Genomic DNA, 24,852 nt, shown 5'->3' with positions numbered 1-24,852 from the left:
CTTCCTGCGCCCTCACCCCGCGCCCAGCAGCCGCTCCGTCACCTCCGCCGCCGCTCCGGCGGGGGCACCGCCGTGGATCAGTTCCGTGCGGTGGACGAGCCGTGGGTCGGTGAGCGGGACGGCGGCCGTGCCGGGTACGCCGGTGGCCGCCGAGTGGGGCAGCAGGGTGAGGCCGTGTCCGGCCGCCGCCAGGGCGGTGAGGGTGCGGACGTCGGTGCCCTCGTAGCGCAGGGCGGGCCGGAAGACGCCACCGGCGGTCGCGGCGCGCAGCTGCGCGAGCGGGAGTGCCGCGTCGGGCGCGTCGAGCCAGCGGGCGTCCCGCAGGTCGCCGAGGCGCAGGCCGGGGCGTCCGGCGAGCGGGTGACCGGCGGGCAGCAGGACGCTCACGGGCTCCTCGGCGACACCGTGCGTGGTCAGCGGTGCCACATCGGGCAGCCGCAGCGGATCACTGGGCGCGGCCAGCCCGTCGACGAGACCGAGGTCGGCGCCGCCGGTGGCGACGGCGGCGGGGATCTCCGCGCGGGTGAGGACGCGCAGGGTGACGCCGGCCGGCGGGAGCGCGCCGAGGACGGCGGGGCCGAGCGCGGTCGGGGTGGTGGCGAGGGTCAGACCGTGCTGGGGTGCGGCGGCGATACGGATGACGTCGGCGCGGGCCGCGTCGAGGCGCAGCAGCAGCGGACCCGCGTGCTCCAGCAGCCGTTCACCGGCCAGAGTCGGCGCGACCGGCCGGCGGGTCAGCAGGGGCGCGCCCAGGTCCTGTTCGAGGGCGGCGATGTGCTGGGAGACCGCGGACTGGGTGTAGCCCAGCTCGCGTGCGGCCTCCGAGAAGGAGGCGAGGCGGGCCACGGTGACGTAGGTGCGGAGCAGATGCGGGTCCATGCCGCCCAGCATCCCACTCCATCAGCAGTACTTATCGACCGTGCAGAAACCATCGTTGGACGTGAACAAGTAGTGGCGCGGAGGATGGTGGCCATGACGAACACCGCCAGGCTCGCCCTCGTCGGCGACCGCTCCGCCCACGTTGTCTCGCACACGCGCGTCCCGCTTCTGCTGGACGCCCTGGCCGCACGCGACCGGCTGGTCCTGGACGCGTACTGGATCTCCTCTCAGGACGCCGAGGCCGAGGACGCCGTGCGGGGATTCGACGCCGTGTGGGTGCTGCCGGGCAGCCCGTACCGCAGCGAGGCGGGTGTCCTCGCGGCCGTGCGCACCGCGCGCGAGGAGGGCATCCCGTTCCTGGGCACGTGCGGCGGCTTCCAGCACGCGCTGCTGGAGTACGCCCGGAACGTGTGCGGGCTGACCGGCGTCGCGCACGCCGAGAACGACCCGGACGCCGAGGACCCGCTCATCGAGCCGCTGGCCTGCTCGCTGGTGGGGCACGAGGCCGCGGTGACGATCGCGCCGGGCTCGCTGGCCGCGTCCGTGATCGGTGCGGCGCGCACGGTCGAGCGGTACTTCTGCGCCTACGGCCCCTCCCGCCATCTCGACACGCTCCGCGCCCAGGGACTGCGGTTCTCCGGGCACGACGAGGACGGTCAGGTCCGGATGGCCGAGCTGCCCGGCCATCCGTTCTTCCTGGCGTCGCTGTTCCAGCCGGAGCTGGCCGGCGACGGCTCGGACCCGCACCCGATGATCCGGGCGCTGGCCCGGGCCGCGGTCGAGCACGCGGCGTCCCGGCGCGGCTCGGCCGGTGGCGCCGTCCCCGTGGCGCAGCCGGTGTGACCGTCCTCGCGGCTCAGCCTGTGTGGCCCTCCCCGTGGCCGCCGTGTGCCCCGCCGTGGTCGAACTTCAGGGCCTCGGGCGGCATGACGACGAAGGGCCGCATCATGCCCATGTCCTCGTGCTCCAGCAGATGGCAGTGGTACATGAACCGGCCGTACGCGCCGTCGAAGCGGCCCATGACCCGCAGCATCTGGCTCCCCGGCACCCGGAAGACGTCCTTGTGGCCGCGCTCGTTGGGCGCGAGCGGGATCGCCTTCCCCGCGTCGTACCGGATCGGGGTGCGGGTGCCGCCGGCCGCCGGGTCGAAGCCGGAGACGTCGTAGGCGTCCCGGCCGAGCAGCTGGAAGTCGGCCAGGTGGATGTGCATGGGGTGCACGATGGGCGCGAGGTTGAGGAAGCTCCACTGCTCGTGGCTGCCCTCGCCGATGGTGAAGCCGAGCCCGTCGTTGAACGTCCGCGCGGTGCGCCGGTACGTCTTCGTGGTGCCGTCGGGTCCGGTGATCTGGACGATGCCGTCGGCCGGGAGCGTCAGGCCCTCCGGGTCCTCGGTCTCGCTCATCTCCCAGATCTCGGGGTGGCCGCCCGCGCCCTTGGTGGCGGGCGGGGTGAGCAGGACGAGGCGGTGGCCGTGCGGGATGTCGTGGGTGAGGCGGCGGAAGGAGCCGGAGAGCACCTCGGGCAGCTCGAAGGGGTCCTCCTCGCAGGTGTCCCGGACCCGGAACTCCAGCACGGCCGGGTGGGGCACGTCGCCGGCCGGGTCGGGCACCCCCGCCGGCTGGTTGGGGCCCTTGTTGACCAGCCGGAGGGTGCGGCCGGCCATTCCGCGGAAGTCGACCAGCAGGTCGAAGCGCTCGGCCGGTGCGGCGGTCAGGGCGGGCAGGTCCGCGTCGAAGTCGACCGGCACCGGGCGCGGCATCAGGCCGCCGTCGCTGCCGATCTGGTGGATGATCCCCGGCACGGGCTCGCCGTCCTCGTCGATCAGGACGAGGTCGAAGATGCGCGCGTTGGAGGCGTTGACCAGCCGGAAGCGGTACCAGGCCGGGTCCACGTCGGCGTACGGCCAGATGCGGCCGTTGACCGTGGTGTACGGGCCGGTGAACGGGATGGAGACCGGCTTGCCCGTCTCCGGGTTGCTCTGCTGGACGATCACCGTCTTGTGCAGCAGCCGGCCGTTGAGGCGGCCGTCCTCGTCGGTGTCGAGGTTGCGGTCGGCGAGGAGGAGCGGGATCTCCCGCTCGCCGGAGGGCAGATGGAGGGCGTCCTCCTCGTCGTCCCTGACGAGGTAGGTGCCGTACAGGCCCGACATCACGTTCCACCGGGTGATGTTCATCGCGTGGTCGTGGTACCACCACTGCACCGCCTGGTGGTCGTTCGGGTACTCCGACAGCTGGGCGTCGCCGTGGCCCACCGCGTTGTCCGCCCAGCCGTCGTTGCCGCCGCCGGTCCGGGCGCCGTGCAGATGGGTCACCGACCAGGCGGGCAGGGCGGCGACGTCCTTGTCGGGCTCGACGCCCTCGCGGCCGGGTTCGGTGGTGGCCTGCGGGCGGCCGTCCGTGCGCAGCGGCACCCGCACCGACGTGACCGGGTACTCGCTGTCCTCGGGTATGCGGTTGGTCCAGGCGATGCGGACGCGCTGTCCGCGCCGCACCTCGATGGTCGGGCCCGGCACATGGCCGTCGTAGCCCCACATCAGCGTGGGCGGCAGCTGCGGGTGCAGGCGGACCCAGGTCGGGCGCAGGGCGATCTCGGTCTCGCGCCGGACGTCGTCGCCGGCCGGCCGCAGGACGGGCGGCACGGGCAGCGGCGCGGCGTACGGCGTCAGTCCGGCGGTCTCCCGCGCCGTCTCCGAAGCCCCCGCGGTGGTCTCTCCGGTGAGCCTCTCGATGGTCTCGGTCAAGGTCGAACACCCCCGTGTTCGTGTGACTGTTGTTCCCCTTGCCCCTCAAGACTCCCGAGGGCTCACCGAAGTTCCCGAATGCACCGTTCCGTACGCGAAGTGGCCGAAAACGTCAGCCGAGGGCCAGGGCCGGCACGGCGGGCGGGAGGTCCGGCACGAAGCCGTGGGCGCGGCGGCCGAGCCACTCGGCCTTGTAGCGGTCGACCGTCCGGTGCCAGTTGAGGACCCCGGCCAGCCAGTTCTTCAGGTCCAGCACATAGGAGTCCATGGCGGCGCGGGCCTCGTCCGACAGCCCGAAGTCGTCGTAGAGGACCGGGAGTTCGTGGGCGATCACGTGCTCGAACTGCTGCATGCGCTGGGTCATCAGGTCGTGGACGACGCCGAGCGCGGCCGGGTAGTCCACGCCGAAGAAGTTCTGCACCACCAGGACGGCGTTGTGGATCTCGCCCTCGTACTCGATCTCCTTCTGGTACGAGAAGACGTCGTTGATGAGGCAGCCGTAGTCGATGGCGGCGTTCTCCAGGGAGCGCACCGGACCGCTGGCGTACACCTCGGCGGGGACCGCGGGGCCGTGGCCCATCCGGGACAGGCTCAGGGTGAGGTCCGAGCCGAAGGTGGAGCGGCGCATCTCCAGGTAGTCGACCGGGTCGGGGACGCGGTTCTGCAGTTGGTTGGAGAGTTCCCAGACCCAGCTCTCGGTCATCGTGTCCACGGACGCCTTGAAGGTGCGCCGCTGCTCGACGGTCATGTCGGCCGTGGTGCGCGTCCACAGGTCCATCAGTCCGCGTTCCATGGCGCTGCCGGGGACGAGGGTGTGGCCGCCCTCGACGGGCATGCACTCCGACAGCCGGGCCGTGGTCAGCCGGGCGGCGGCCAGGTCCCTGCGGTGGCCGTACACCAGGGGGTAGTAGTCGTCGCCGTAGGTGCCCCAGGCCAGCCACTGGGCGCTGAGGTCGAGGGCCTCGGGGGTGGCGTCCGGGTCCAGGCCCGCGGAGCACAGGGCGAGGTCGAAGGCGGTGAGCTTGTCCTCGTCCCAGACGCCCTCCTGGAGGATGCCCGTCCGGTGGCACCAGTCGACGAGCCGGCCCCGGGCCTGGTCCAGGTGGGGGCTGAGCCGGAGTTCGAAGGGCATGTACAGGTCGGGGATGCGGGCGGGGCCGACCTTCTGGTAGGGCACGTGGGAGTAGGCGCGCAGGCGGTCCTGGGCGGCCGCGGCGAGCAGTGCGCCGACGTCGGCGGCAAAGGTGCCGGGGCCGCTCGGGAGCTGCCAGGGCGAGTCGGACCGCGCGCCCTTGTTCATGTAGCGGCTGGAGCGCATGTGCCACTCGTGGCCGCCGGACTGCCAGTCCTGGAGCCCCTTGGTGTAGGCGGCGACCGCGGCGACGTCCCCGGGGGTGAGGCCCTTCTCCAGGGCGACGGCGGGGACTTCGGTGAGCGCGGTGTGCTCGAACTGGTGCAGCCGGGAGGTGAGGACGTCGTTGACGGTCTCGGCGGCCTCCTGTGTGGTGCAGCCGAAGAACTTCTCCAGGACCAGCACGCCGTTGCTGTTCTCGCCCTCCTCCTCGACCTCGCGCTGGTAGGAGAACAGGTCGTTGCGCAGGTGGACGGCGTCGGAGAACGTCTCCATGAGGACGCGCAGCGGGCGGCTGCCGGCGACGGCGGCGGGCACCTCGGCGGTCGCGTACTCCACGAGCCCGGCCGACCAGGGGGCGCCGCCCACCTTGCGGCGCATCTCGATGTACTCGACGGGGTTGGCGATCCGTCCCTCGTTGATGTTGGACAGTTCCCACATCGACTCGTTGAGCAGGTGCTCGGTCGCGACGGCGAAGCGGCGGCGCCAGTCCACGGACATCGACGGCACGGTCCGCGCCCACAGGTCCTTCAGCCCCGCCTCCACCGGATTCTCCGGTTCGGGCACGGGCGTCGCGAGGTCGAGCGGCATGAACAGCGGCAGACGGTCCAGGTGCGCCTTTCCGGCGGCGCGGTCCTGGGTGCGCTTGTACATGTCGAGGAAGTGGTCGTCGAAGAAGAACACCCACACGTACCAGTCGGTGATCAGCGAGAGAGCGGATCCGTCGCAGTCGGGGTGGGTGTAGGAGCACAGGAGCCCGTAGTCGTGCGCCTCCAGGTCGGCCTGCTCCCAGATCCCGGAGCCCTCCAGCATGCCCATCTCGCGTGCCCACCGGGTCGAGTGGGCCCGTGCCTCGTCCAGGTGCGGGTTGAGGCGCGCGGGATACGGCATGTAGAAGTGCGGGAGTTCGAACGGCTGCGTCATGGCCGGGGCCTTACCCGTGGCCCCGGACCCCCATCCACCCGGGGGCACATGATCACACCATCGCGTGAACCGCCCCCGAAACCTGGAACTCCGGCGGGTTGTCGTGGCGTTGGAGCTCTTGCCGTCCCCCGCGCGCGGGGGCCACGGTAGGCCCATGACCTCCTTCGTACTGCCCCATGAGGTGCACGGCGACGGCGCCCACAAGGTGTTCGCCGTGCACGGCTGGTTCGCCGACCGCTCCGCCTACGCGGCCGTCCTTCCGGACCTGGACCGGACCTCCTTCAGCTACGCGCTGGTCGACCTGCGCGGCTACGGCGAGGCGCGGGACGCCACGGGCTCGTTCACGACGGCTGAGGCGGCCGTGGACCTGGTGGAGCTGGCCGACCGGCTGGGCTGGGAGCGGTTCTCGGTGATCGGGCACTCCATGGGCGGCGCGGTGGCACAGCGGCTGCTCTCCGTGGCTCCGCACCGGCTGCGCCGCATCGCGGGCGTCTCGCCCGTGCCCGCCTCGGGCATGCCGATGCCCGGCGAGCAGGAGGCGCTGTTCACCGACGCGGCGCACCGGGCGGAGAACCGGCGCGCGATCATCGACGTCACCACCGGAGGCCGCCGGCCCGCCGCCTGGCTGGACCGGATGGTCGCCCGCTCGCTGGAGCGCAGCGACGCCAAGGCGTTCCGGGCCTGGCTCGACTCGTGGGCGGGTGAGGACTTCAGCGCCGACGTCGAGGGCAGCGAGGTGCCGGCGCTCGCCGTGGCCGGCGCGCTCGATCCGGCGCTGTCCCCGGAGGTCATGCGGCAGACGTGGATGTCCTGGTATCCGCGCGCCCGGCTCGCGGTGCTGCCCGCCGCCGGGCACTACGCGATGGACGAGACCCCGCTGGAGCTGATCCGCGCCGTCGAGGACTTCCTGCGGGCGGACACGGAGGGCGAGGCGGGCGAGGGCACGCCGGCGTGAGCGTGCGCGAGGCACCGCCCGTGCCGGACGTCTTCGATCCGCGCCGCTACGCCACCGGGGTGCCCTACGACGACTACCGCGTGCTGCGCGACCACCATCCGGTGGCCTGGCAGGAGGAGCCGGAGGTGCTGGGCTGGCCGGCCGGGCCCGGGTTCTGGGCGGTGACCCGGCACGCGGACGTCGTACGCGTGCTGAAGGACGCGGGGACGTACTCCTCGTACGCCGGCGCGACCCAGATCCGCGACCCCGATCCGGAGGATCTGCCGTTCATCCGGCGGATGATGCTCAATCAGGATCCGCCGGGGCACAGAAGGTTGCGGCGGCTGGTGAGCCGCGCCTTCACGCCGGGGCGGATCGACCGGTTCGCGGACCTCGCCCGGGAGCGGGCGCGCACGCTGCTCGCGGGCACCCTGGAGGAGGCGCGGGACGGGGACGGCACGGTCGATCTGGTGGGCTCCGTCACCGACGACTACGCCCTGCTGAACCTGGCGGACCTGCTGGGCGTCCCGGACAGCGACCGGCACCTCCTGCTGCACTGGACGCAGCGGGTCATCGGCTACCAGGACCCGGACGAGTCCGGTCCGCAGGTACGGGACAGGGCGGGCCGGCCGGTGAATCCACGGTCCCCGGCGATGCTGCGGGACATGTTCGCGTACGCCGGACGGCTGGCCGCGTACAAGAGACGGCACCCCGCCGACGACATCATGACGATACTCGCCGGGGACCCGGAACTCGCCGACGCCGAACTGGGGATGTTCTTCTTCCTGCTCACCGTGGCGGGCAACGACACCGTGCGCAGCGCGGCCCCGGGCGGGCTGCTCGCGCTGGCGGAGTATCCGGAGGAGTACGAGACGCTGCGCGCCGGCCGGGCCGGTGTGTCGTCGGCCGTCGACGAGCTGCTGCGCTGGCATCCGCCCGTGCTGACCTTCCGCCGGACGGCCGTGCGGGACACCGAGCTGGCGGGCCGCCGGATCCGGGCGGGTGACAAGGTCGTGGTGTTCCACGCCTCGGCCAACCGGGACGAGCGCGTCTTCGCGGGGCCCGACCGGCTCGATCTCACCCGCTCCCCCAATCCGCACGTCTCGTTCGGGGACGGCCCGCACGTCTGTCTGGGCGCTCACTTCGCCCGGTTGCAGCTCCGGCTGCTCCACGAGGAGGTGCTGCGGGTCCTGCCCGGGCCGCCGCGCCTCGCCGGGCCGGCCGGGCGGCTGGTGTCGAACTTCATCAACGGCGTCAAGTCACTGCCGGTGCGTCTCGCCTGACGGGTCGGCCTGGATCAGCGCGTGCGTGCCGCTCGTCCGCCAGCGCTGCTCCTCGGCCGCCACCAGCGCGGCCTCGGTCGCGGCGGACAGGCCGGTGATCACATCGGACTTGAGGGTGCGCAGCGCGGCGACCGGGCCGGGGAAGTAGCCGGTGGTCTCCCGGAAGGGCGTGGTGGGCGGCCAGAGCCGGTCACCCACCAGACGGCGGTAGTTGAGGTCGCCCTTGACGAGGGTCAGCGTCGCCGCCGCGAACTCGCCGCGCAGGTCGTCCGGCATGGCCGAGTACGGCAGCGGGGCACAGGAGAAGGGGTGGGCGCGGACGGTGAGCCGGCCGTCGGCCATGGCCGACCAGAGCACGCCCGCGTACTCGCCGGCCGTGCCGGAGGCCGTGCGCAGCCGGTGCAGGGCGTCGACCACGTCGGCGGTGGTGGCGTCGGAGACGTAGTACGGGTACGGCTTGACGTGCAGCACCGCCCGCGCGGCCCGGCCGGCGCCGAGGAGGTGGGCGATCAGGAGGAGGTCGGGGACGAGTTCGCGGCCCGCGTTGTCGGCGACGAGCACGAGCGTGCCCGTCCCGCCGGGCGGCAGCAGCGACCACAGGGTGTCGCTGTCGTCGGCGACCAGTGCGGGGGCCGGTTCCCGGGCCTCGGCGCCGGCGGCGGAGAGCCGGAAGCCGAGGTCGGCGCGGTTGCCCCACAGTGAGCCGTGCAGCAGGGCGCGCGCCCGCTCCTCCTCCGGCAGATCGCGCAGGCCGTCCAGGGCGGCGAGTTCCTCGTCGGTCTCCGGGGCGTCGAGTTCGGCGCGTTTGAAGGGGCGGAAGGGGTCGATGCCCTGCCAGGCGCCGGGCCCGAACCAGCCGACGGCGTCGAGCAGCCGGCGGTAGAAGTAGCTTTCGGACCACAGCCAGGGCACGTCGTACCAGGACCGCCCGGTGTGGCCGGCCAGGCCCCAGTCGTGCCACCTGGCCCGGTCCGGGGCGTCGGCGGGCAGCGGCTCGACCGTCCCCTGGGTGCAGCTCTTGAGCAGCTCGTCCAGCGCCGCGTGCTGCCCGGGGCCGTACGGGAAGGCGTCCCGCACCTGCCGGATGATCGCGGGGTGGCGCTCGGCCAGCACGCTGTGCGGGAACGCGCCGGGTTCGTTGCCGAGGATCACGGGTGCGAACGGGGTGTCGGGCATGTCCGTCACGGTATCGCGGGTCTCAGGCGGTACGGATCTCCCGCTCCAGCTGCGTGGCGAGGGTGACGTAGCGGGGGCGGCGGTGCACCGGGACGAGGCCGCGGATCATGAGGTGCCACATCTCGGCGACTCTGCGCGGCAGCCGTCCGACGGGTTCGAGCGAGCGGCCGGCGACCCGGGTCCCGATGAAGAAGCAGACGAGGGAGTGGGCGACGGCCGTGACGTCGAGATCGCCGTGCAGATCGGCTTCCCTGACGGCGCCGCTGAACTTGCGGGTGGCGAACTCCAGCCACTCGGTGAACGGGTGACGCAGCGGCGGCCGTACGGCGATGTCCGCGGTGGCGAGGCGGAGTCCGGCGCGCGGCACCGGATCGTCCACGGCGAGCCGGGCGATCCCGAACGTGGTGCGCATCAGGGCCTCCAGCGAGGAGCAGCCGCGGTTCTCGACGTCGGCCACGAGCTGTTGCGCGGCCCTGGCCTGGAGTTCCAGGATGGCGTGGGCCAGGTCCTCCTTGGCGGCGAAGTGGAAGTACAGGGCACCCTTGGTGACCTTCGCGTGTGCGACGATGTCGCTCAGGCTGGTGGATTCATAGCCGTGCCGGTCGAACAGGTCGGCGGCGGCCGTGATGATCGTTGCCCGGGTCTGTTCAGCGCGTAACTGCCTCGCCATCCTGGGACCCCTCCTCGCACTTCAACCGAACAGGACATGCGGTTTGTTTTTAACCCCTTGCATACGATAACTCACCCAGCGGCAACAGGAGTCCGGTGTGCCCCGCGCGTGGCACGACACGTGTCATCGTTGCCACGCCCATGATCGCCACGATACGAGGCGGACGGCCGGCTCCTCAATGGAATGTCGGAGCAGGCGCAGAACAGCCCAACCGGTCGGTGCTTTCGCGCCCCCCGCGCCCGAATGCGCGGTCCGGCTGAACGGGGCGGGAGCCGCCGCCGTACTGGACGCCGCAGACCCCGTTCCCGCGCCCGCCGAGGAGAAGTCCCGGATGACTCGGATGACCGCCCGCCTGAGCGTCAGGGTGGCCGCTGCTGCGGCACCGCTCCTGCTTCTGCCGTGGGCGGCGGGGTCTGCCCAGGCGCACGGCGCGCCCACGGACCCGGTCAGCCGGGTCTACGCCTGCTCGCCCGAGGGCGGCGCCGCCGGGTCGGCGGCCTGCCGGGCCGCGATCGCGGCGAACGGCGGCCCGTTCACGGCCTGGGACAACCTGCGGGTGGCGGGGGTGGGCGGCCGGGACCGGCAGACGATTCCGGACGGCCGGCTGTGCAGCGGGAACCTGCCGGCGTACCGGGGCCTGGACCTGGCCCGGCGGGACTGGCCGGCGACGCGGCTGGCCCCGGGCGGCCGGCTGACGCTGACCTACGCGTCGACCATCGCGCACACGGGCACGTTCCGGCTGTACCTGACCAAGCCGGGGTACGACCCGTCCAGGCCGCTGACCTGGTCCGACCTGCCGGAGCGGCCGTTCGCCGAGGTCGAGGACCCGCCGCTGCGCGACGGGGCGTACCGCATGAGCGCGACGCTGCCGAAGGACCGGACGGGACGTCAGGTGCTCTACACCGTCTGGCAGAACAGCAGTACGCCGGACACGTACTACTCGTGTTCCGACGTGGTCTTCCCGGAGCGGGGAAAGGACGCCGGGGCGGCGAAGTCCCCGCGGCCCGCGCGGACACCGGCCTCACCGAGTACGAGTGCTCCGGCCGGGAGTCCGCGTCCCGTGTCGGGCAGGGGTGCGGGGCAGCCCGAGCGGGCCGCGGGCGACGAGACGCCGGTGGCGGAGGCCACGCACGGCGACGCGGGCCCCTCGGCGCCCCTGCTGGCGGGCGGCGCCACCGCGGTGCTGCTGCTCACCGGGGGCGCCGCCCTCTTTCTGCGGCTACGACGACGCTGAACCGGACGGTCCGGTACGTCAGTTCACATAGACCCGGGCGCCCGCGTCGGTGACGGGCGCGTACTTGGCCGTGAAGTAGCCGTTGGCGAAGCACAGCGACGAGCCGGAGCTCTTGGTGAACTGCTGGTTGGTGAAGTTGATGCTGCTGTCGGCGTTGTCGGCCTTGCCGGTCAGGTTGGGCGCCTGGTACACGCAGGTCACGGTGCCCAGCAGGGTGCGCAGCTGGACCGTGGCCTGGACGACGGAACCGCTCGCGGGCGAGACGGTGAGGGTGCCGTCCGAGGTGATCGTCGCCGAGTAGGGCAGGTTGTTGATGGTGATGCCGTTGACGCCGAGGACGCCGGTGACATTGCTGGTGCAGGTGGTGTTGTCGAAGGTGTGCGCGGTGACGGACTCGGTGGCCGTGCCGGGCGCGGCCGGGTTGCCCGTGACCTTGGCGGTGAACTGGGAGCCCGTGCACTTCACGCCGCTGGTGCCGGTCGCGCTGGAGTAGAACGTGGCGGCGGTGCCGGAGGCCAGGGGCGCGGTGAGGGTGTCACCGACGGCGACCGCGGTGCCGCCCGTGCTGCCGGTGGTGAGGACCGTGCCGGCCGCGGAGGCCGGGGTGGCCCACGCGAGGGCGAGCGCGGTGGCGGTGCCTGCGAGGGCGAGGAGGGAGCGCGTACGCATGCGGGTGCCTCTCTTCCGAAGTGGGGGGACAGATGAGGTGAGGTGGGGGGTGGCGGGTCGTGCGGGCGGTGCCGCCGGCGCGGGGCCGTAGCGCCTTCTCCGTACGCTGCGGTCCCGCGACGGCGGCACACCGGGCACCGGCCGAAGACCTCGGGGGAAGGCCTGCGGCCGGGCCGGACAAGGGGGCGGCGGGCACGGGGCGGGGGAAGCGACCGTGCCGGTACCGCGCTGCGCGGTGGAGCGGTTGCCGTGCCGGGGCCGGGAGAGCGGCCGGTGCCGCGTCGCGGGATACAACGCTTACCGTGTCGTGGGCTGCGACGGGGTGCCGTGTCGCAGCCGCGACGGGAACCGCACCTGGGGGAGGCGGCTGGTGCCGCCTGCCGGATCCGGCGCCACGGATCCGGGGAAACAGGGGAAGTTGTAGACCTGATGAGGTGTCAACGTCAAGGCTGGCAAGGCGAGTTGTGGCATGCGAACGCGTCCCGCGCACATCCGGCACGCTTTTTCCACATCTCCCTTGACCCTTCAAAGTAACCGGCGGTAACTTCCTCGAAGGCTACTGCCGCGTAACGAGAAAGCCCTTGCACCCGCCGGGAGTCGCGAGGAGGCGTGCGCGGCGTCCACCGTCCGCGCCAGGACACCGCGCCACTGAAGCCCAACCCGCATTGATCCATGCCCATGGGAGCAGACATGGCCTCGTCCCCCGCCGTCCCGTCCGCCGGCAACACCCCCGAGAACCCGGGTAGCGACACCCCTTCCGAAGCCCCGCACGACGCCGCGGACACCGGCGGCGGCGCAAGGCGAGGGCGGGTCCGGGCTCGCCGGGCCGCGGTGATGGCGGTGCCCGCCACCCTGGTCGCCGCCACCCTCGCCGTCCTCACCGCGCAGGGGGCGCTGGGTGTGCAGTTCGCCGTCTCCGGCATGCCGTTCACGGTCACCGCGACGGAGCTGAACGGCACCGGTTTCGAACAGTTCGGCGGGCTCGACAACATGGCGGAGGGCAGCCCGAACGCCGGGGACACCGGGGGGCAGGTGCTCATCGTCACCTCCGCGATCAAGCACGCCACGCTCACCAAGCTGTGCCAGAGCGTCGACCTCGGCGGCACCAACCTGCTGATCACGGCGGGCAGCGGGTCGGAGAAGGTCAGCGCGACCGACCTGACCACCGACTCCACCGAGCTGTCGGGTGACGCGGCGTTCAACAACATCGAGATCGGCAACGACGCCAGCACGCTGACCAAGGCGGGTGTGAAGGGTCCGCTAGGGGTCTTCAGCCAGCAGGCCGACACCGTGCGCATCGCCAACCTGCGGCAGACCAACTACGCCACCACAGCGGGCGTGTTCAAGCTGCCCGGCCTCAAGCTCCGCTTCAGCGACTCGGGCTGCTGATCGCCGTGCCGGACCGTCCACATCGGGGACCGAGGCTCGCCTTCCGCGGATGGCGGGCCCGTCGGCCGTTCTGGGGCGGGCTGCTGCTCGCCCTCGGCGGCGGCGAGATCCTGCTCACCGAGAAGGCCTCGCTGAAGGTCGTCCTGCACATCGGCATGCAGGGCCTGGCCGGCTATCTGCTGCCGACGCTCATGGTGATCCTGGGCCTGCTGATCCTCTTCAACCCCTCCCAGCGGCTCTTCTACTCCATCACGGGCGTCCTGCTCTCCCTGGGCACCTGGCTCACCTCCAACCTGGGCGGCTTCTTCCTCGGCCTGCTCCTCGGCGTCACCGGCAGCTGCCTCACCTTCGGCTGGCTCCCGAACCAGGAACCACGCGTCAGCCGCCGCAAACGCCGCAGGCAGGCGAGGACCGCGGCACGGGCACTGACACCCTGACGCCTCCGTCGACGGACGGCCGCGGCGCGGCGTGGCAACAGCGTCACCAGGGCCTGGGTGAGCAGAACGGCGGTGAAGGGTCGCACAGTCCACGCACCCAGCGCAGAGGCCAGGAAGGGGTGCGGGAGTGGGGCGAGGTGTTCTCACCAACGACCGCCAGCCGACCGGCGGCCTCGGCCCCGGTAAGGCCGCGCGGACAGCTCCCCGGAGCACCACGCCCACCACGGGGCCAGAGGCCACTCAGCCGACGGGCCGGGGCAGCGACCAGCTCACCCCGCTCGGCGAGACCTGCGGCGGCCTATGCCTCGGCGAGGCCGCGCGGGCCGGTGCCCCAAACGCCACAGCACCTGGGGCACGGTGCCAGTCGCGGCGTCAGAGGCCAGGGAGCCAGCGGCTCGGGGCCGGCGGCCGGCTCACCCCGCTCGGCGAGACCGGCGGCGGCCATGCCTCGGCGAGGCCAGGCGGGCCGCTGCCCAGGCGCCACAACTCCAGGAGCACGGTGCCGACCACGGAGTCAGAGGCCACCCAGCCGACGGGCCGAGGCGACGGCCGGTTCACCCCACCGGGCGAGCCGAGCGGTGGCCTCGGGCCCGGTAAGGCCGGGCGGGCAGCTCCCGGCGCCGATCATGGGGTCAGAGGCCACGGAGTCGGCGGGCCGGGGCGGCGGTCGGCTCGGCCCGGTCCGTGAGCCGGTCGACGAGGAGATGGACGACGTCGACCACCGCGGCCTGTTCGGTCGTGTCGACGTAGTACACCTGGCGGCGGCCCTCTCGGCGGGAGCGGACGAGGCCGGCGAGTTTGAGCTTGGTCAGGTGCTGGCTGACGGCGGGCAGCGCGCCGCCGACCCGCTCGGCGAGCCCGGTCACGTCGCTCTCGCCCTGGGCCAGCAGCCACATGATGTGCAGCCGGGCGGGCGCGGCGAGCAGTCCGAAGGCGGCGGCCGCCTCGGCGAGCACCTCGGCGGAGGGGTCCTGGTAGCCGGTGCCGCGCACTGTCGCCGTCCTCCTGCCGCGTCGTCGGTCCGGGGACTCAGTCTAGATCTCCGGAACTTCTCACCCGTCCCGTTAGTTTCTACGTTGCTGTAGAAACAACCGTCGCGTATGAGGAGTGGACATGGCCCTGTGGGACCGCGTCAAGGAGTCGGCGTCGCAGATGCAGACCCAGTTGGTGGCGAAGAAGAACGACCTGAAGAGCGGCGCGTTCCGCGATGCGAGCATGGCGATGTGCGCGCTGGTGGCCGCCGCCGACGGGACGGTGGATCCGTCGGAGCGGCAGCGGGTGGCCCAGCTCATCGCCACGAACGAGGTGTTGCAGAACTTCCCGGCGGACGACCTGCGCCGCCGCTTCGAGGAGAACCTGAACAGGCTGACGACCGACTTCGCCTTCGGCAAGGTGAGCGTGCTGCAGGAGATCGCCAAGGCGAAGAAGAAGCCCGCCGAGGCACGGGCGGTCATCCAGATCGGCATCGTCATCGGCGGCGCGGACGGCGACTTCGACAAGGACGAGCAGGCGGTGGTGCGTGAGGCGTGCTACACGCTGGATCTGCCGCCGCACGAGTTCGACCTCTGAGCACGCCGAGGAGCGCGAGGATGGGGGCATGCTCGACGATCTCGACCGTGCCCTCATCCACGCCCTGCACCTGGACGGCCGGGCACCGTTCAGCAGGATCGCCGACGTCCTCGGGGTCTCGGCGCAGACCGTCGCCCGCCGCTACCGCCGGCTGCGCACGGAGGCGGGGCTGCGGGTGGTGGGCCTGCCCGAGCCGCACCGGGCGGGCCGGGCCCAGTGGCTGGTCCGGCTGACGGCGACGGCCCGGTCGGCGCAGGACATCGCCGGGGCGCTGGTGCGGCGGCCGGACACCTCCTGGGTGAAGCTCACCTCCGGCGGCACCGAGATCACGGCGGTGATCCACGCGCCGGCCGAGGAGACCTCCCCCGGCTCGCTGCTCCTGCACGACATCCCGCGCACCGGCGGCATCACCGCGGTCGCCGCGCACTGTCTGCTCCACACCTATCTGGGCGGTCCCGCCAACTGGCGGCGCAGTGCACAGGCCCTGGACGCGCGGCAGCGGGCCGCCCTGGAGTACCGGGAGACGCGGGAGGACGTACGGCGACCAGGACTGGAGGACGCCCCCTTGCTGGCCGCGCTGGAGCGGGACGGCCGGGCGGGGCAGGGCGAGCTGGCCCGGGTGACCGGCTGGTCGCCCTCCACGGTGGCCCGCCGGCTGGCCGAACTGCGCGCGGCGGGGGCGCTGTTCTTCGACGTCGAGGTCGACGCCGGGCAGTTCGGCGTGCGCACGCGGGCCCTGCTGTGGCTGTCGGTGCGGCCGGCGGATCTGGAGCGGGTGGGGCTCGCCCTGGCGGGCCACGACGAACTGGCCTTCGTGGCGGCGACCACCGGCCCCACCAACCTGGTCGCCCAGGCTCTGTGTCGCGACCCGGCCGACCTGCACCGCTACCTCACCCGCAGGCTCGGTGCGCTCCGGGAGATCGACGCCCTGGAGACCAGCCCGGTCCTGCGCACCCTGAAGGCGGCGAGCCCGGCGCTGACGCCTCTGGCGCGGGTGCGGCGGGAAGGGCCGCCGTCTGCGTAGGGTGCCCCTGGGTGCCCCCTCCTACTCCGCCGCCACCCGGCTGCTCGCCGCCCAGGCCACGCCCACGAGTGCCGTCGCCGCCCAGCAGGCGGTCCGGGCGGTGCCGAGGTCGGCTCCGGTGAGGTAGACGCTGCCGAGCAGGGCGATTCCCAGCGTGGCTCCCAGTTGCTGCACCGCGTTGAGCAGGCCGGCCGCCGAGCCGATCTCGTGCGGGCGCAGGGGTGCCAGGGCGAGGGTGAAGAAGGCGGGCGTGAACAGGCCGGCGCCGAGGCCGACGAGAGCGAGGGCGGGCAGCAGCGCCACCGGGTAGCGGCCCGGGGCGGCCGTGCCGTACGCGGCGACGGCGGCGAGCAGCCCGGCCAGCAGCACCCCGAGCCCGTACGGCATCACGCGGCGCCCGTACCGTCGTACCAGCCGGGAGCCGGCCAGCCAGGAGGCGACGGCGAGCCCGGCGGACCAGGGCAGCAGGCTCAGACCGGCCGCCAGCGTCCCGGTTCCCGCGTCGAGTTGCAGCTGCAGGACGACCACGATCGACAGTCCGTTGGTCACCGCGAAGAAGGCCGTGGAGGTGACGAGGGCGGCCGGGAAGCCGCGCCGCGTGAACAGGCTCGGCTCCAGCAGCGGACGGGCCGAGCGCCGCTGCTGGAGGGCGAAGCCGGCGAGGACGAGCAGTCCGGCGGCCGTCAACGCCCAGTCGCGGGGCGGCAGGTGCCGGAGGTCCGCGCCGATCAGCGGGTACACGACGAGGCCGGTGCCGAGCGCGGCCAGGGCGGTGCCCGGCCAGTCCAGGGCGGGGCGGTGCGGGGCGCGGTTCTCCGGCAGCAGCGGGGCGAGGGCCAGCACCACGGCGGCCACCGGCACGTTCACCAGGAACGCGGCCCGCCAGGACGAGCCGAACAGGTCGGCGTGGGTCAGCACACCGCCGACGACGGGCCCGCAGACGGCGGCGAGTCCCATCACGGGCCCGATGCTGCCCAGCGCCTTCGCCGTCTCCTCCCCCGCGAACATCGCCTTGATCAGCCCGATGGTCTGTGGCACGACGAGCGCCGCCGCCGCGCCCTGCACCGCGCGGCAGGCGATCAGCGGGCCGGCGGAGGGTGCCAGGGCACAGGCCACGGACGCCGCCGTGAACACCGTGACCCCGAGGACGAACATCCGGCGCCGGCCGGCGATGTCACCGAGCCGGCCGCCGGTGAGCAGCAGCACGGCGAACGGCAGGGTGTAGGCGGTGCCGAACCACTGCACGTCCGAGACCGGTCCGCCGAGGTCGGCGTGGACGGCGGGCGCGGCCACCTGTACGACGGTCGCGTCCAGCAGGTTCATCGCCTCGCCCAGCAGCAGGGCGGCCAGGGCGGACCAGCGGCGGCGGTACGGGGTGACGACCGCCGTTCGATCCAGGGTCATGGGGATTCCTCTCGCGCTACGGGACCGGGACGGGACCCGGTCACCGGGCCAGCGTGGGAGCGCGAGGCGGACGGACTCCACCGGGAGCGGGGCGGATGCGGATTTCTTCCATCGGCCGCGCCGGTCGTGGGGAAATCCCACGCGGACCGCCGGTGCGGAGAGGGCTCACAACTCCGCCAGGCGGGGCAGCAGTTCGGTGGCGATGGTGATGTCCCCGGTCAGCGGGCGGTCCTCCAGGGCGGCGGGGAGCGCGGAGGCGGCGAGGGTGAGGGCGGGGACCGGCGGTGGCACCGGGTGCAGGCGCAACGCCCGTACGGCTGCCACGAGTTCGCAGGCGAGGAGGGTGGCGTAGGCGGCGCCGGCCCGTTCCGTCTGGCGGGCCGCCTGTCCGGCGAAGCCGGCGGCCTCCTCCAGGCCGTGGGAGAGGACGGCGTGCCCGGCCGAGGCGGGTGCGGCGGCGTTCGAACGCAGCTCGGCGAGCGCGGAGTTGGCGGTGTACTCCAGGATCATCGTGCCGGAGCTGCCCGCCGGGCCGGTGGCGAGGAAGGCGGGCAGGCCGGTGAGGTCGGGCCGGCTCAGCGCGGACAGGCGTGCGGCGGAGAGCTGCGCGGTCTTCAGCAGGGCGAGGTTCAGGCCGTCCAGCGCCAGGGCGAGGGGGGCGGCGAAGAATCCGCCGTGGTGGTAGAGGTGGCCGTCGGGCGTCAGGACGGGGTTCTCGGACGGGCAGTTGATCTCGACCTCGACGATCCGGCGCAGCGCGGCCGAGGCGTCCAGGGCGGCGCCGTGCACCTGGGGGAAGGCGCGGAAGCCGTACGGGTCCTGGATCCGGCGGCTGCGGCCAGGGCGGTCGGCGCCGCCGGGTCCCGCGTTCCCCGGCCGGTCGGGGCCCGGCTCGTCCGCGGCGCCGAGACCGTCCGGACCGGGTGCCGTGGGCTGGTCCGGCAGGCCGAGCAGGCGCCGCACCTCGGCTGCGGCGCGCGCCGGGCCGGGGTACGGCCGCAGGGCGTGCACGGGTGCCGCGTACGCCTCCGGGGAGCCGGAGACGACGGCCAGGGACAGGGCCGTGACCGCGTGCGTGGCCCGCAGCAGCAGCTCGGCCTCGTGCGCGGCGAGCGCAGCCTGCGCGAGGGCGAGGGCGTTGCTGCTGAGCAGCGCGAGGGCGTCGCCCGCGCGGAGCACGACCGGGGCGGGCAGCTCACCCCTGATGTGCTCTCCCGAAGCGGCGGTCCGGGGCTCGGCAGGCACGGCGTCGACGGGAGCGGTACCGTCCGGGTCCGCGCCCGTACGGGAGCGGAGGGGCGGCGTGTTCCCCGCCGTCAGCCACGGTCGTTCGCCGAGGAGGGTCAGGGCCGTCTGGGCCAGGGCCGTCAGGTCGCCGGTGCCCACGGCGCCGTACCGGTTGACCGCCGGGTGCACGCCGAGGCGGAGGGCGTCGGTGAGGGCGGTGACGAAGGACGGGTGGATGCCGGAGCCGGCGGCGAGGAGCTGGTTGGCGCGGACGGCGAGCATCGCGCGGACCTGGCGGGCCGGGAGGAGGGGGCCGGCGCCGCCCGCGTGGCTGCGCAGGAGCCTCAGGCCGTGGGCGGTCTCGTCGGCCGGGTCGACGGCGACGGAGCGGTGTGCGCCGACGCCGGTGCCGCGGCCGTACCAGCGGCCCGTGGCGGCGAGCCGGTCGGCCGTCTCCCGGGCGCGGGCGACCCGGTCCAGGGCACCGGGGTCGACGGCGGGTACGGCCGTGGCGTCGGCGAGCCGGACCAGGGCGGGCAGGGTGAGGCCGCCGCCGTCGAGCAGGACGCGGGTGTCCCCGGGTCTCGGGGTCACCCGCGTCGGTACGTCCACGGTCGTTCCGGGGCGGTGGGTGTCAGCCGAGACCGGCGGACTTCAGCCAGGCCTTGGCGACGTCCAGCGGGTCCTTGTTCTCGGCCTGTACCTGGGTGTCCAGGTCCAGCAGGGTCGCGGTGTCGAGCTTGGCCGAGACCGCGTTGAGCGCCTCGACGCCCTTCTGGGGCAGCGCGCCCTTGTAGGCGAGGGGCTGGACGTTCTCGAAGCCGAAGAGGTTCTCCGGGTCCTGGAGGACGACGAACTTCTCCTTGGAGATGTTCGGGTCCGTGGTGAAGATGTCCGCGGCCTGGACGGCGTCCTTCTTCAGTGCCGCCAGCGTGAGCGGGCCGCCCGCGTCCAGCGCCTTGAAGGACCTGAACTCCAGGCCGTAGACGGACTTCAGGCCCACCAGGCCCTGCTTGCGGGTCTGGAACTCCGGCGAGGCGCCGATGACCAGGTCCTTCGCGGCGTCCTTCAGATCGGCGATGGAGGACTTCTCGGTGAGGTGGTACTTCTTCGCGGTGGCCGCGCTCAGCGTCACCGAGTCCTTGGCCTGCGCGTCCGCCGGGTTCAGCAGCGTGAGCTTGGAGTCCAGCTTGGCGTTGATGGCGTCCGTGGTCTCACCGACGGTCTTCGGGGCGGCCTTCTGGTCCAGGTAGGCCAGCAGCGCGCCGTTGTACTCGGGCATGACCGAGATGGAGCCGTTCTTGATCAGCCCATAGGTGGTCTCGCGGCTGCCGATGTTCGGCTTGTACGTGACCTTGATCCCCTTGGCCTTGAGCGCCTCGCCGTAGATGTCGGCGAGCAGGGTGCTCTCGGGGAAGTTGTTGGATCCGACGACAACGCTGTCGCCGCTCGCCTTGCCTTCGGTGAGGGGGTTGTCGTTCTTGTCGTCGTTGGAGGAACAGCCCGCCAGCAGAGCCGTCGCCGCCGCGAGGGCGACCGCCGCCGCGCCTCGGTTCCTCCGGATGGACCTGCTGATGTGGGTCGTGGAAGTCACGCGTTCGATCCAATCCAGCCGGTTCTCGATCAGTCAAGTGCATCAGATCACCGATTGGCCTCGATCTGCGGCCAGTTGTGCACGGAGAGCGGTCCCTTCGTAACAGATTCTTGATGAAAGGAGAGCTGATCGGCGCCTCAAGCGGCCTGTAGTCTCAGCCGCGTTGGTATCGACCACAGCGGTGCGCGGGGCCCGCTCCGGTGTCGTGACACAGGCTTTCCGCGGGCGACGAGGCCCTCATGTCCGGGAGCGGCGGCTCCCCCTGACAAGACACCCACGAAGGAGGCCCGGTGTCCACGAACCAGGTGGACGCGCCCGCCCGGCACGCCCCCGCGCGGGGCGGAGCACGGGCTTTCGCCGACCGCTGGCCCTTCCGGCGCAAGCTCAACCTGCTCGTCGGCGTCCCCCTCGCGGTCATCGCGGGCCTGCTGGCGTACCTCTTCACCGACCTGGTGCAGCAGTCGTCCGGCGCGTCCTCCGCGGCCCGGCTGGTGCGGGACAGCGCGCAGGTGGCGCGGCTGGTGGACCGGGTGGAGGCCGAGCACCAGCAGGCCATCCTGCTCTCGACGCGCTACGAATCGGGGTACGCGAAGCCCTCTACGGCCGCCTACCGAGCGGCGCAGCAGGCGGTCGACGCACAGCTGGCGAAGGTGCGCGCGGCCTTCGGCGACCGGCTGCCGCCGAGCGAGGCGCGGGCCCTGCACGGGGTCGAGGGCCTCACCAGCCTGCGCGCCTCGGTGGCACAGTCGTACCTGCCCGCCGACAACATCGACCCGGCCTACGCGGGCGCCGCGCAGAGCCTGATCGACGGTCTCGGACTCGACCGCGACGCCGACCTCGCCGACACCTTCACCGGCAGCCTGCTGGACTCCCTGCTGCGCGCGGACGCCGCCCACGGCGCCTTCGAGACCAACGTGTTCGCGGCCACCACGGGCGACACCAACGCGCTGATCGAGTTCACCAACGCGGTCGGCGCCTACGACCTCTACACCCACCAGGCCGAGCGCTTCGGCCGGTTCGCCACCGAGGCGCAGGCCGAGCGGCTCGCCGGCATCGAGCACACGGAGGCGCAGCGCGAGATCTCCGAGGCGTACGCCGAACTCCAGGTCGACGCCGGCCGGGTGCCGGACGGCGGCCAGGAGGCGATCCGGCGGGCCGTGCAGGACGCGCTGACCGACTACCCCGCCTACCCCGAACAGGCCGCCGCCCGGCTGAAGATCACCACCGCGCTGATCGGCCAGATCGCCGAACGGGCCGACGCCGCCGCCGACAGCGCCCGATGGCGGGCGGGCCTGCTGCTCAGCGGCGCGCTGATCGCCTTCGCGCTGTGGATCGCCTTCGCGGTGCTGGTGCGCCGCTCGGTGATCCGGCCCGTGCAGGCGCTCACCGGGGTTGCCCGGGAGGTCGCCGAGGTGGCGGGGCGCGAGCTGGCCCGGGTGGCCGACGACGACGCCGAGGACGACGGGCCGCCCCGGCTGCGGGACATGCCGGTGACGGCCCGCGACGAGATCGGCGACCTGGCCTCGGCGTTCAACCGGGTGCAGACCACCGCCGCCGCGCTGCTGGAACGCCAGGTGCTCAGCCGGCGCAACACCGCCGAGATGTTCGGCAACGTGGGCCGCCGGGTCAGCAACCTGACCACCCGCCAACTCGCCCTGATCGACGCGGTGGAGCGCGGGGAGACCGATCCGGCGCTGCTGGAACGGCTGTACTCCATCGACCACATCGCCGTACGGCTGCGCCGCAACGCCGACAGCCTGATGCTGCTGGCCGGCATCCGCGAGACCGTGCTGGACGCGGGGCCGTCGGCGCTGTCCAACGTGGTCCGGGCGGCACTCGGACAGATCGAGGGGTATCGGCGGGTACGGCTGTACGCCGCGTCGGACGCCGTGGTCGAGCCGGACATCATCGGGGACCTCACGCTGATGACGGCCGAACTCGTGGAGAACGCGGTGTCGTTCTCGCCCGAGGGCAGCCCCGTCGAGGTCACCGTCCGCTCCGGCGCCGAGGGCGCGCACGTGGTGGTCACCGACCACGGCCTCGGCATGAGCCCCGAACGGCTCGCCGAGGAGAACGCCCGGCTGATCCGCCGCGAACGCCTCGACCTGGTGCCGACGAAGGTGCTGGGCCTGTTCGTGGTGGGCGCGCTGGCCCGCCGCTGGGAGATCGGGGTCGAGCTGACCCGCACGCCGGGCGGCGGCGTGACGGCCGAGGTGACCCTGCCGCCCTCCCTGCTGCTGCCGCCCGGCACGGGTGCGGCGGCTCCGGCGGCGGACAGGCCCCAGGCCGTGCCGGTGGCCGGGGTGTCGGGTCCGGTACCGGCGGCCACAGCACCGGACCCCGCGCACGAGAAGGCGACGGCCGGCGGCACCGCCGCCGACGAGCCCGCCCGCGCGGAGCACGAGGGCCCCCTCCCCCGCCGGATACCGCGCCAGGCTCCGCGGCCCTCCTCCGACGAGCGGGCGCCGGGCCACGCCGGACACCCCGCGAGCGACGGCGAGAGCGGCGGGACCGTCCCCGCCCCCGCCGCCGGCACCGGGCGCCCGCTGCGCCGCCGGGTGCGCGGGGCCACGCTGCGGACCACCGCCGGTGCCGCCGCGCCGGTGCGGCAGACCGCACGGCCGCTGGACGCGGAGGCCGTCCGCAGCGAACTGGAGGAGTTCGAGGAGGCGGTGGAACGCGCGCAACGGGACAGCGACACGGGCGGCTTCCCCCGCCCCAAGGACCCCGCCCAGGCCCCTGAACCGCCCCGCACGCACACCCGCCCCACGCCCCCGGCCACTGAGCCGCACGACCCGAACCACCTTCCGGAAGGAGCCGAGCAGTGAGCACGTCGACAGGTGACACCCCCGAGGGCGGCACCGCGCCGGCCGACCTGCGGGCAGCCGCGGCCGACTTCACCTGGCTGCTGAACCGCTTCGCGACCGAGACCGCGGGCGTCGTCGACGCGATCGCCGTGTCCTCCGACGGCCTGCTGATCGCGGTGTCGCAGCTGCGGGAGCACGCCGACTCCGAGCGGCTCGCGGCGATCGTGTCCGGCATCACCAGCCTGGCCGCGGGCGCCTCCGGCAACTACGGCCTGGGCGGGCTGAACAAGGTCATCATCGACCTGGAGGGCGGACACGTCATCGTCTCCGCGATCGGCAGCGGCGCCGTGCTCGGCGTCGTCACCGACAAGGAGGCGAAACTCGGCAACATCGCCTACGAGATGACGCTGTTCGCCAACCGCGCCGGTGCCGCCCTCAGCCCGCAGCTCGTGCTGGAGCTGAAGAACAGCGTGGGCGCCGCGGCGGCCCGCTGAGGAGGAGAACGTTCCCATGGCGGAGGGTATGACGGACGGGGTCCCGCCCCCGGGCCCCGGCCCGGACTCCGTCGGCCCTGCCCCCGCCGTACGGCCGTACCTGGTCACCGCCGGCCGGGTGGCGGACGCCGCCTCCGGCCGGGCGCTGCCCGTGGAGACCCAGGTGGTGGCCACCGCCGACGGGCTGGCCGGGCTCGGCCGGCTCTCCTTCGAGCAGCACGACATCGTCGCCGCCTGCCGGCTGCCGCAGTCCCTCGCGGAACTCGCGGCCCGGCTGCGGCTGCATCTCAACGTGGTCCGCGTCCTGGCCGAGGACCTGCGCGACGAGGGGCGGCTGGCGGTGTACGTGCCCGACGCCGAGGCCACCCACGACGCGTCCGTCCTGCGCAGGGTTATCGATGGCCTGCGGGCCGTCCCCGACTCCCGAGGGGTACCGAGTGACACCGACTGAACCGCTCCTGGCCCCGGGCCCGGCCGCGCCCCCCGGGGCCGTACGGCCGCCGCTGCCGGTGAAGATGGTGATCGCGGGCGGCTTCGGCGTGGGCAAGACCACGGCCGTCGGCGCGATCTCCGAGATCGAGCCGCTGACCACGGAGGCGTCGATCACCGAGGTCGCGGCCGGCGTGGACGACCTCACGCACACCCCGCGCAAGACCACGACGACCGTCGCGATGGACTTCGGCTGCCTCACCATCGACCCGACGCTGAAGCTGTACCTGTTCGGCACGCCCGGGCAGGAGCGGTTCGGGTTCATGTGGGACGACATCGTGGAGGGCGCGGTCGGCGGGCTCGTCATCGTGGACACCCGCCGGCTGGACGACTGCTACGCGGCCGTCGACTACTTCGAGCACAAGGGCATCCCGTTCGCGGTGGCGGTGAACGCCTTCGACGGGCGGGTGGAGCACACCCTGGAGGACGTCCGCTGGGCGCTGGACGTCTCCGAGGGGGTGCCGGTCGTGGTGTTCGACGCCCGGGAGCGGGGTTCGGTGCGGGACGCGCTGCTCGTCGTGCTCGAACGGGCGCTGGCCCGCACCGAGGGGTAGCCGT

23 protein-coding genes are annotated in these 24,852 nt (G+C 73.2%); 12 read left to right on the top strand and 11 right to left on the bottom strand.

The genetic code is table 11. From position 1 onward, the window contains the following. Positions 1-12: 12 nt before the first annotated feature. Positions 13-879 (bottom strand): LysR family transcriptional regulator, encoded by an 867-nt coding sequence (locus tag ABZ937_RS05295; protein ID WP_361685867.1) that lies wholly within the window; start codon positions 877-879, stop codon positions 13-15. 93 nt (positions 880-972) lie between these two features. On the opposite strand from ABZ937_RS05295, the gene ABZ937_RS05290 reads away from it, so the two are divergent. After that, positions 973-1,722, top strand: a complete 750-nt coding sequence (locus ABZ937_RS05290) for a hypothetical protein (RefSeq protein WP_361685865.1) — start codon at positions 973-975, stop codon at positions 1,720-1,722. Positions 1,723-1,735: 13 nt separating this feature from the next. Here the strand turns inward: ABZ937_RS05290 and phsA are convergent, their stop codons facing one another. After that, on the bottom strand, positions 1,736-3,619 hold the full coding sequence (gene phsA / locus ABZ937_RS05285; RefSeq protein WP_361685863.1) for an O-aminophenol oxidase PhsA: 1,884 nt from the start codon (positions 3,617-3,619) through the stop codon (positions 1,736-1,738). Positions 3,620-3,731: 112 nt separating this feature from the next. Further along, positions 3,732-5,894: a germacradienol/geosmin synthase Cyc2 gene (gene cyc2 / locus ABZ937_RS05280; protein WP_361685861.1), complete on the bottom strand. Its 2,163-nt coding sequence runs from the start codon at positions 5,892-5,894 to the stop codon at positions 3,732-3,734. A gap of 154 nt (positions 5,895-6,048) precedes the next feature. Here cyc2 and ABZ937_RS05275 point away from each other — a divergent pair, with 154 nt between their 5' ends. Next, complete coding sequence (locus ABZ937_RS05275) at positions 6,049-6,849, top strand: alpha/beta hydrolase (protein WP_361685859.1); 801 nt, start codon at positions 6,049-6,051, stop codon at positions 6,847-6,849. Further along, on the top strand, positions 6,846-8,111 hold the full coding sequence (locus tag ABZ937_RS05270; RefSeq protein ID WP_361685857.1) for a cytochrome P450: 1,266 nt from the start codon (positions 6,846-6,848) through the stop codon (positions 8,109-8,111). The genes ABZ937_RS05275 and ABZ937_RS05270 overlap by 4 nt, the downstream gene beginning before the upstream one ends. Here ABZ937_RS05270 and ABZ937_RS05265 read toward each other — a convergent pair. Beyond that, a complete protein-coding gene (locus ABZ937_RS05265; RefSeq protein WP_361685855.1) occupies positions 8,088-9,287 on the bottom strand; it encodes a damage-control phosphatase ARMT1 family protein in 1,200 nt (399 codons plus the stop codon). The two genes, ABZ937_RS05270 and ABZ937_RS05265, sit on opposite strands and share 24 nt — an antisense overlap. A 22-nt stretch (positions 9,288-9,309) precedes the next feature. Beyond that, positions 9,310-9,957, bottom strand: coding sequence for a ScbR family autoregulator-binding transcription factor (locus ABZ937_RS05260; protein ID WP_361685853.1), 648 nt, complete (start codon positions 9,955-9,957; stop codon positions 9,310-9,312). Positions 9,958-10,288: 331 nt separating this feature from the next. Between ABZ937_RS05260 and ABZ937_RS05255 the strand changes: the two genes are divergently transcribed. Beyond that, the gene (locus ABZ937_RS05255) at positions 10,289-11,191 is read left to right on the top strand and encodes a lytic polysaccharide monooxygenase (RefSeq protein WP_361685851.1); all 903 of its coding nucleotides are present in this window, start codon (positions 10,289-10,291) and stop codon (positions 11,189-11,191) included. 18 nt (positions 11,192-11,209) lie between these two features. On the opposite strand, the gene ABZ937_RS05250 is transcribed toward ABZ937_RS05255, so the two are convergent. Next, positions 11,210-11,860, bottom strand: coding sequence for a Tat pathway signal sequence domain protein (locus ABZ937_RS05250; protein WP_361685849.1), 651 nt, complete (start codon positions 11,858-11,860; stop codon positions 11,210-11,212). Between the two features lie 690 nt (positions 11,861-12,550). On the opposite strand from ABZ937_RS05250, the gene ABZ937_RS05245 reads away from it, so the two are divergent. Both ABZ937_RS05245 and ABZ937_RS05240 read left to right on the top strand, forming a co-directional pair. Next, positions 12,551-13,249, top strand: a complete 699-nt coding sequence (locus ABZ937_RS05245) for a DUF6230 family protein (RefSeq protein ID WP_361685847.1) — start codon at positions 12,551-12,553, stop codon at positions 13,247-13,249. Positions 13,250-13,254: 5 nt separating this feature from the next. Next, complete coding sequence (locus tag ABZ937_RS05240; RefSeq protein WP_361685845.1) at positions 13,255-13,686, top strand: DUF6114 domain-containing protein; 432 nt, start codon at positions 13,255-13,257, stop codon at positions 13,684-13,686. A gap of 43 nt (positions 13,687-13,729) precedes the next feature. Here the strand turns inward: ABZ937_RS05240 and ABZ937_RS05235 are convergent, their stop codons facing one another. Together ABZ937_RS05235 and ABZ937_RS05230 are read right to left on the bottom strand one after the other, a co-directional pair. Continuing rightward, on the bottom strand, positions 13,730-13,930 hold the full coding sequence (locus tag ABZ937_RS05235) for a cation-transporting P-type ATPase (protein ID WP_361686124.1): 201 nt from the start codon (positions 13,928-13,930) through the stop codon (positions 13,730-13,732). Positions 13,931-14,318: 388 nt separating this feature from the next. Next, complete coding sequence (locus ABZ937_RS05230; protein WP_361685843.1) at positions 14,319-14,678, bottom strand: metalloregulator ArsR/SmtB family transcription factor; 360 nt, start codon at positions 14,676-14,678, stop codon at positions 14,319-14,321. Positions 14,679-14,799: 121 nt separating this feature from the next. Between ABZ937_RS05230 and ABZ937_RS05225 the strand changes: the two genes are divergently transcribed. Further along, on the top strand, positions 14,800-15,255 hold the full coding sequence (locus ABZ937_RS05225) for a TerB family tellurite resistance protein (protein WP_361685839.1): 456 nt from the start codon (positions 14,800-14,802) through the stop codon (positions 15,253-15,255). 28 nt (positions 15,256-15,283) lie between these two features. Continuing rightward, on the top strand, positions 15,284-16,279 hold the full coding sequence (locus tag ABZ937_RS05220; RefSeq protein ID WP_361685837.1) for an AsnC family transcriptional regulator: 996 nt from the start codon (positions 15,284-15,286) through the stop codon (positions 16,277-16,279). Between the two features lie 21 nt (positions 16,280-16,300). On the opposite strand, the gene ABZ937_RS05215 is transcribed toward ABZ937_RS05220, so the two are convergent. From ABZ937_RS05215 to ABZ937_RS05205, 3 genes are all read right to left on the bottom strand, one after another. Then, positions 16,301-17,683: an MFS transporter gene (locus ABZ937_RS05215; RefSeq protein WP_361685835.1), complete on the bottom strand. Its 1,383-nt coding sequence runs from the start codon at positions 17,681-17,683 to the stop codon at positions 16,301-16,303. Positions 17,684-17,848: 165 nt separating this feature from the next. Then, positions 17,849-19,522 carry an aromatic amino acid lyase gene (locus tag ABZ937_RS05210; RefSeq protein WP_361685833.1) on the bottom strand — a complete coding sequence of 558 codons (1,674 nt, stop codon included), beginning with the start codon at positions 19,520-19,522 and terminating at the stop codon, positions 17,849-17,851. A 22-nt stretch (positions 19,523-19,544) separates the two neighbouring features. After that, positions 19,545-20,504, bottom strand: coding sequence for an ABC transporter substrate-binding protein (locus ABZ937_RS05205; protein ID WP_361685831.1), 960 nt, complete (start codon positions 20,502-20,504; stop codon positions 19,545-19,547). A gap of 290 nt (positions 20,505-20,794) precedes the next feature. Between ABZ937_RS05205 and ABZ937_RS05200 the strand changes: the two genes are divergently transcribed. Genes ABZ937_RS05200 through ABZ937_RS05185 form a run of 4 tightly spaced genes read left to right on the top strand, consistent with a single transcriptional unit; the run spans position 20,795 to position 24,848 of the window. After that, a complete protein-coding gene (locus tag ABZ937_RS05200) occupies positions 20,795-23,332 on the top strand; it encodes an ATP-binding protein (protein ID WP_361685829.1) in 2,538 nt (845 codons plus the stop codon). After that, positions 23,329-23,805 (top strand): roadblock/LC7 domain-containing protein, encoded by a 477-nt coding sequence (locus ABZ937_RS05195; RefSeq protein WP_361685827.1) that lies wholly within the window; start codon positions 23,329-23,331, stop codon positions 23,803-23,805. The genes ABZ937_RS05200 and ABZ937_RS05195 overlap by 4 nt, the downstream gene beginning before the upstream one ends. 28 nt (positions 23,806-23,833) lie before the next feature. Further along, positions 23,834-24,256 carry a DUF742 domain-containing protein gene (locus ABZ937_RS05190; RefSeq protein WP_361686122.1) on the top strand — a complete coding sequence of 141 codons (423 nt, stop codon included), beginning with the start codon at positions 23,834-23,836 and terminating at the stop codon, positions 24,254-24,256. Continuing rightward, positions 24,243-24,848, top strand: a complete 606-nt coding sequence (locus ABZ937_RS05185) for an ATP/GTP-binding protein (RefSeq protein ID WP_361685825.1) — start codon at positions 24,243-24,245, stop codon at positions 24,846-24,848. Before ABZ937_RS05190 ends, ABZ937_RS05185 begins: the two co-directional genes overlap by 14 nt. Positions 24,849-24,852: the final 4 nt, after the last annotated feature.

The sequence above is a fragment of the Streptomyces sp. NPDC046727 genome, from assembly GCF_040645635.1.
GTDB lineage: Bacteria > Actinomycetota > Actinomycetes > Streptomycetales > Streptomycetaceae > Streptomyces.
This window is presented reverse-complemented; position numbering and strand designations above follow the sequence as displayed.

Excerpts from the sequence above, each read along its gene's own strand:
- ABZ937_RS05250 (WP_361685849.1), bottom strand. The coding sequence starts at position 11,860 with ATGCGTACGCGCTCCCTCCTCGCCCTCGCAGGCACCGCCACCGCGCTC.
- ABZ937_RS05295 (WP_361685867.1), bottom strand. The coding sequence starts at position 879 with ATGGACCCGCATCTGCTCCGCACCTACGTCACCGTGGCCCGCCTCGCC.
- cyc2 (WP_361685861.1), bottom strand. The coding sequence starts at position 5,894 with ATGACGCAGCCGTTCGAACTCCCGCACTTCTACATGCCGTATCCCGCG.
- ABZ937_RS05275 (WP_361685859.1), top strand. The coding sequence starts at position 6,049 with ATGACCTCCTTCGTACTGCCCCATGAGGTGCACGGCGACGGCGCCCAC.
- ABZ937_RS05255 (WP_361685851.1), top strand. The coding sequence starts at position 10,289 with ATGACTCGGATGACCGCCCGCCTGAGCGTCAGGGTGGCCGCTGCTGCG.
- ABZ937_RS05215 (WP_361685835.1), bottom strand. The coding sequence starts at position 17,683 with ATGACCCTGGATCGAACGGCGGTCGTCACCCCGTACCGCCGCCGCTGG.
- ABZ937_RS05190 (WP_361686122.1), top strand. The coding sequence starts at position 23,834 with ATGACGGACGGGGTCCCGCCCCCGGGCCCCGGCCCGGACTCCGTCGGC.
- ABZ937_RS05265 (WP_361685855.1), bottom strand. The coding sequence starts at position 9,287 with ATGCCCGACACCCCGTTCGCACCCGTGATCCTCGGCAACGAACCCGGC.
- ABZ937_RS05220 (WP_361685837.1), top strand. The coding sequence starts at position 15,284 with ATGCTCGACGATCTCGACCGTGCCCTCATCCACGCCCTGCACCTGGAC.
- ABZ937_RS05225 (WP_361685839.1), top strand. The coding sequence starts at position 14,800 with ATGGCCCTGTGGGACCGCGTCAAGGAGTCGGCGTCGCAGATGCAGACC.
- ABZ937_RS05245 (WP_361685847.1), top strand. The coding sequence starts at position 12,551 with ATGGCCTCGTCCCCCGCCGTCCCGTCCGCCGGCAACACCCCCGAGAAC.
- ABZ937_RS05260 (WP_361685853.1), bottom strand. The coding sequence starts at position 9,957 with ATGGCGAGGCAGTTACGCGCTGAACAGACCCGGGCAACGATCATCACG.
- ABZ937_RS05290 (WP_361685865.1), top strand. The coding sequence starts at position 973 with ATGACGAACACCGCCAGGCTCGCCCTCGTCGGCGACCGCTCCGCCCAC.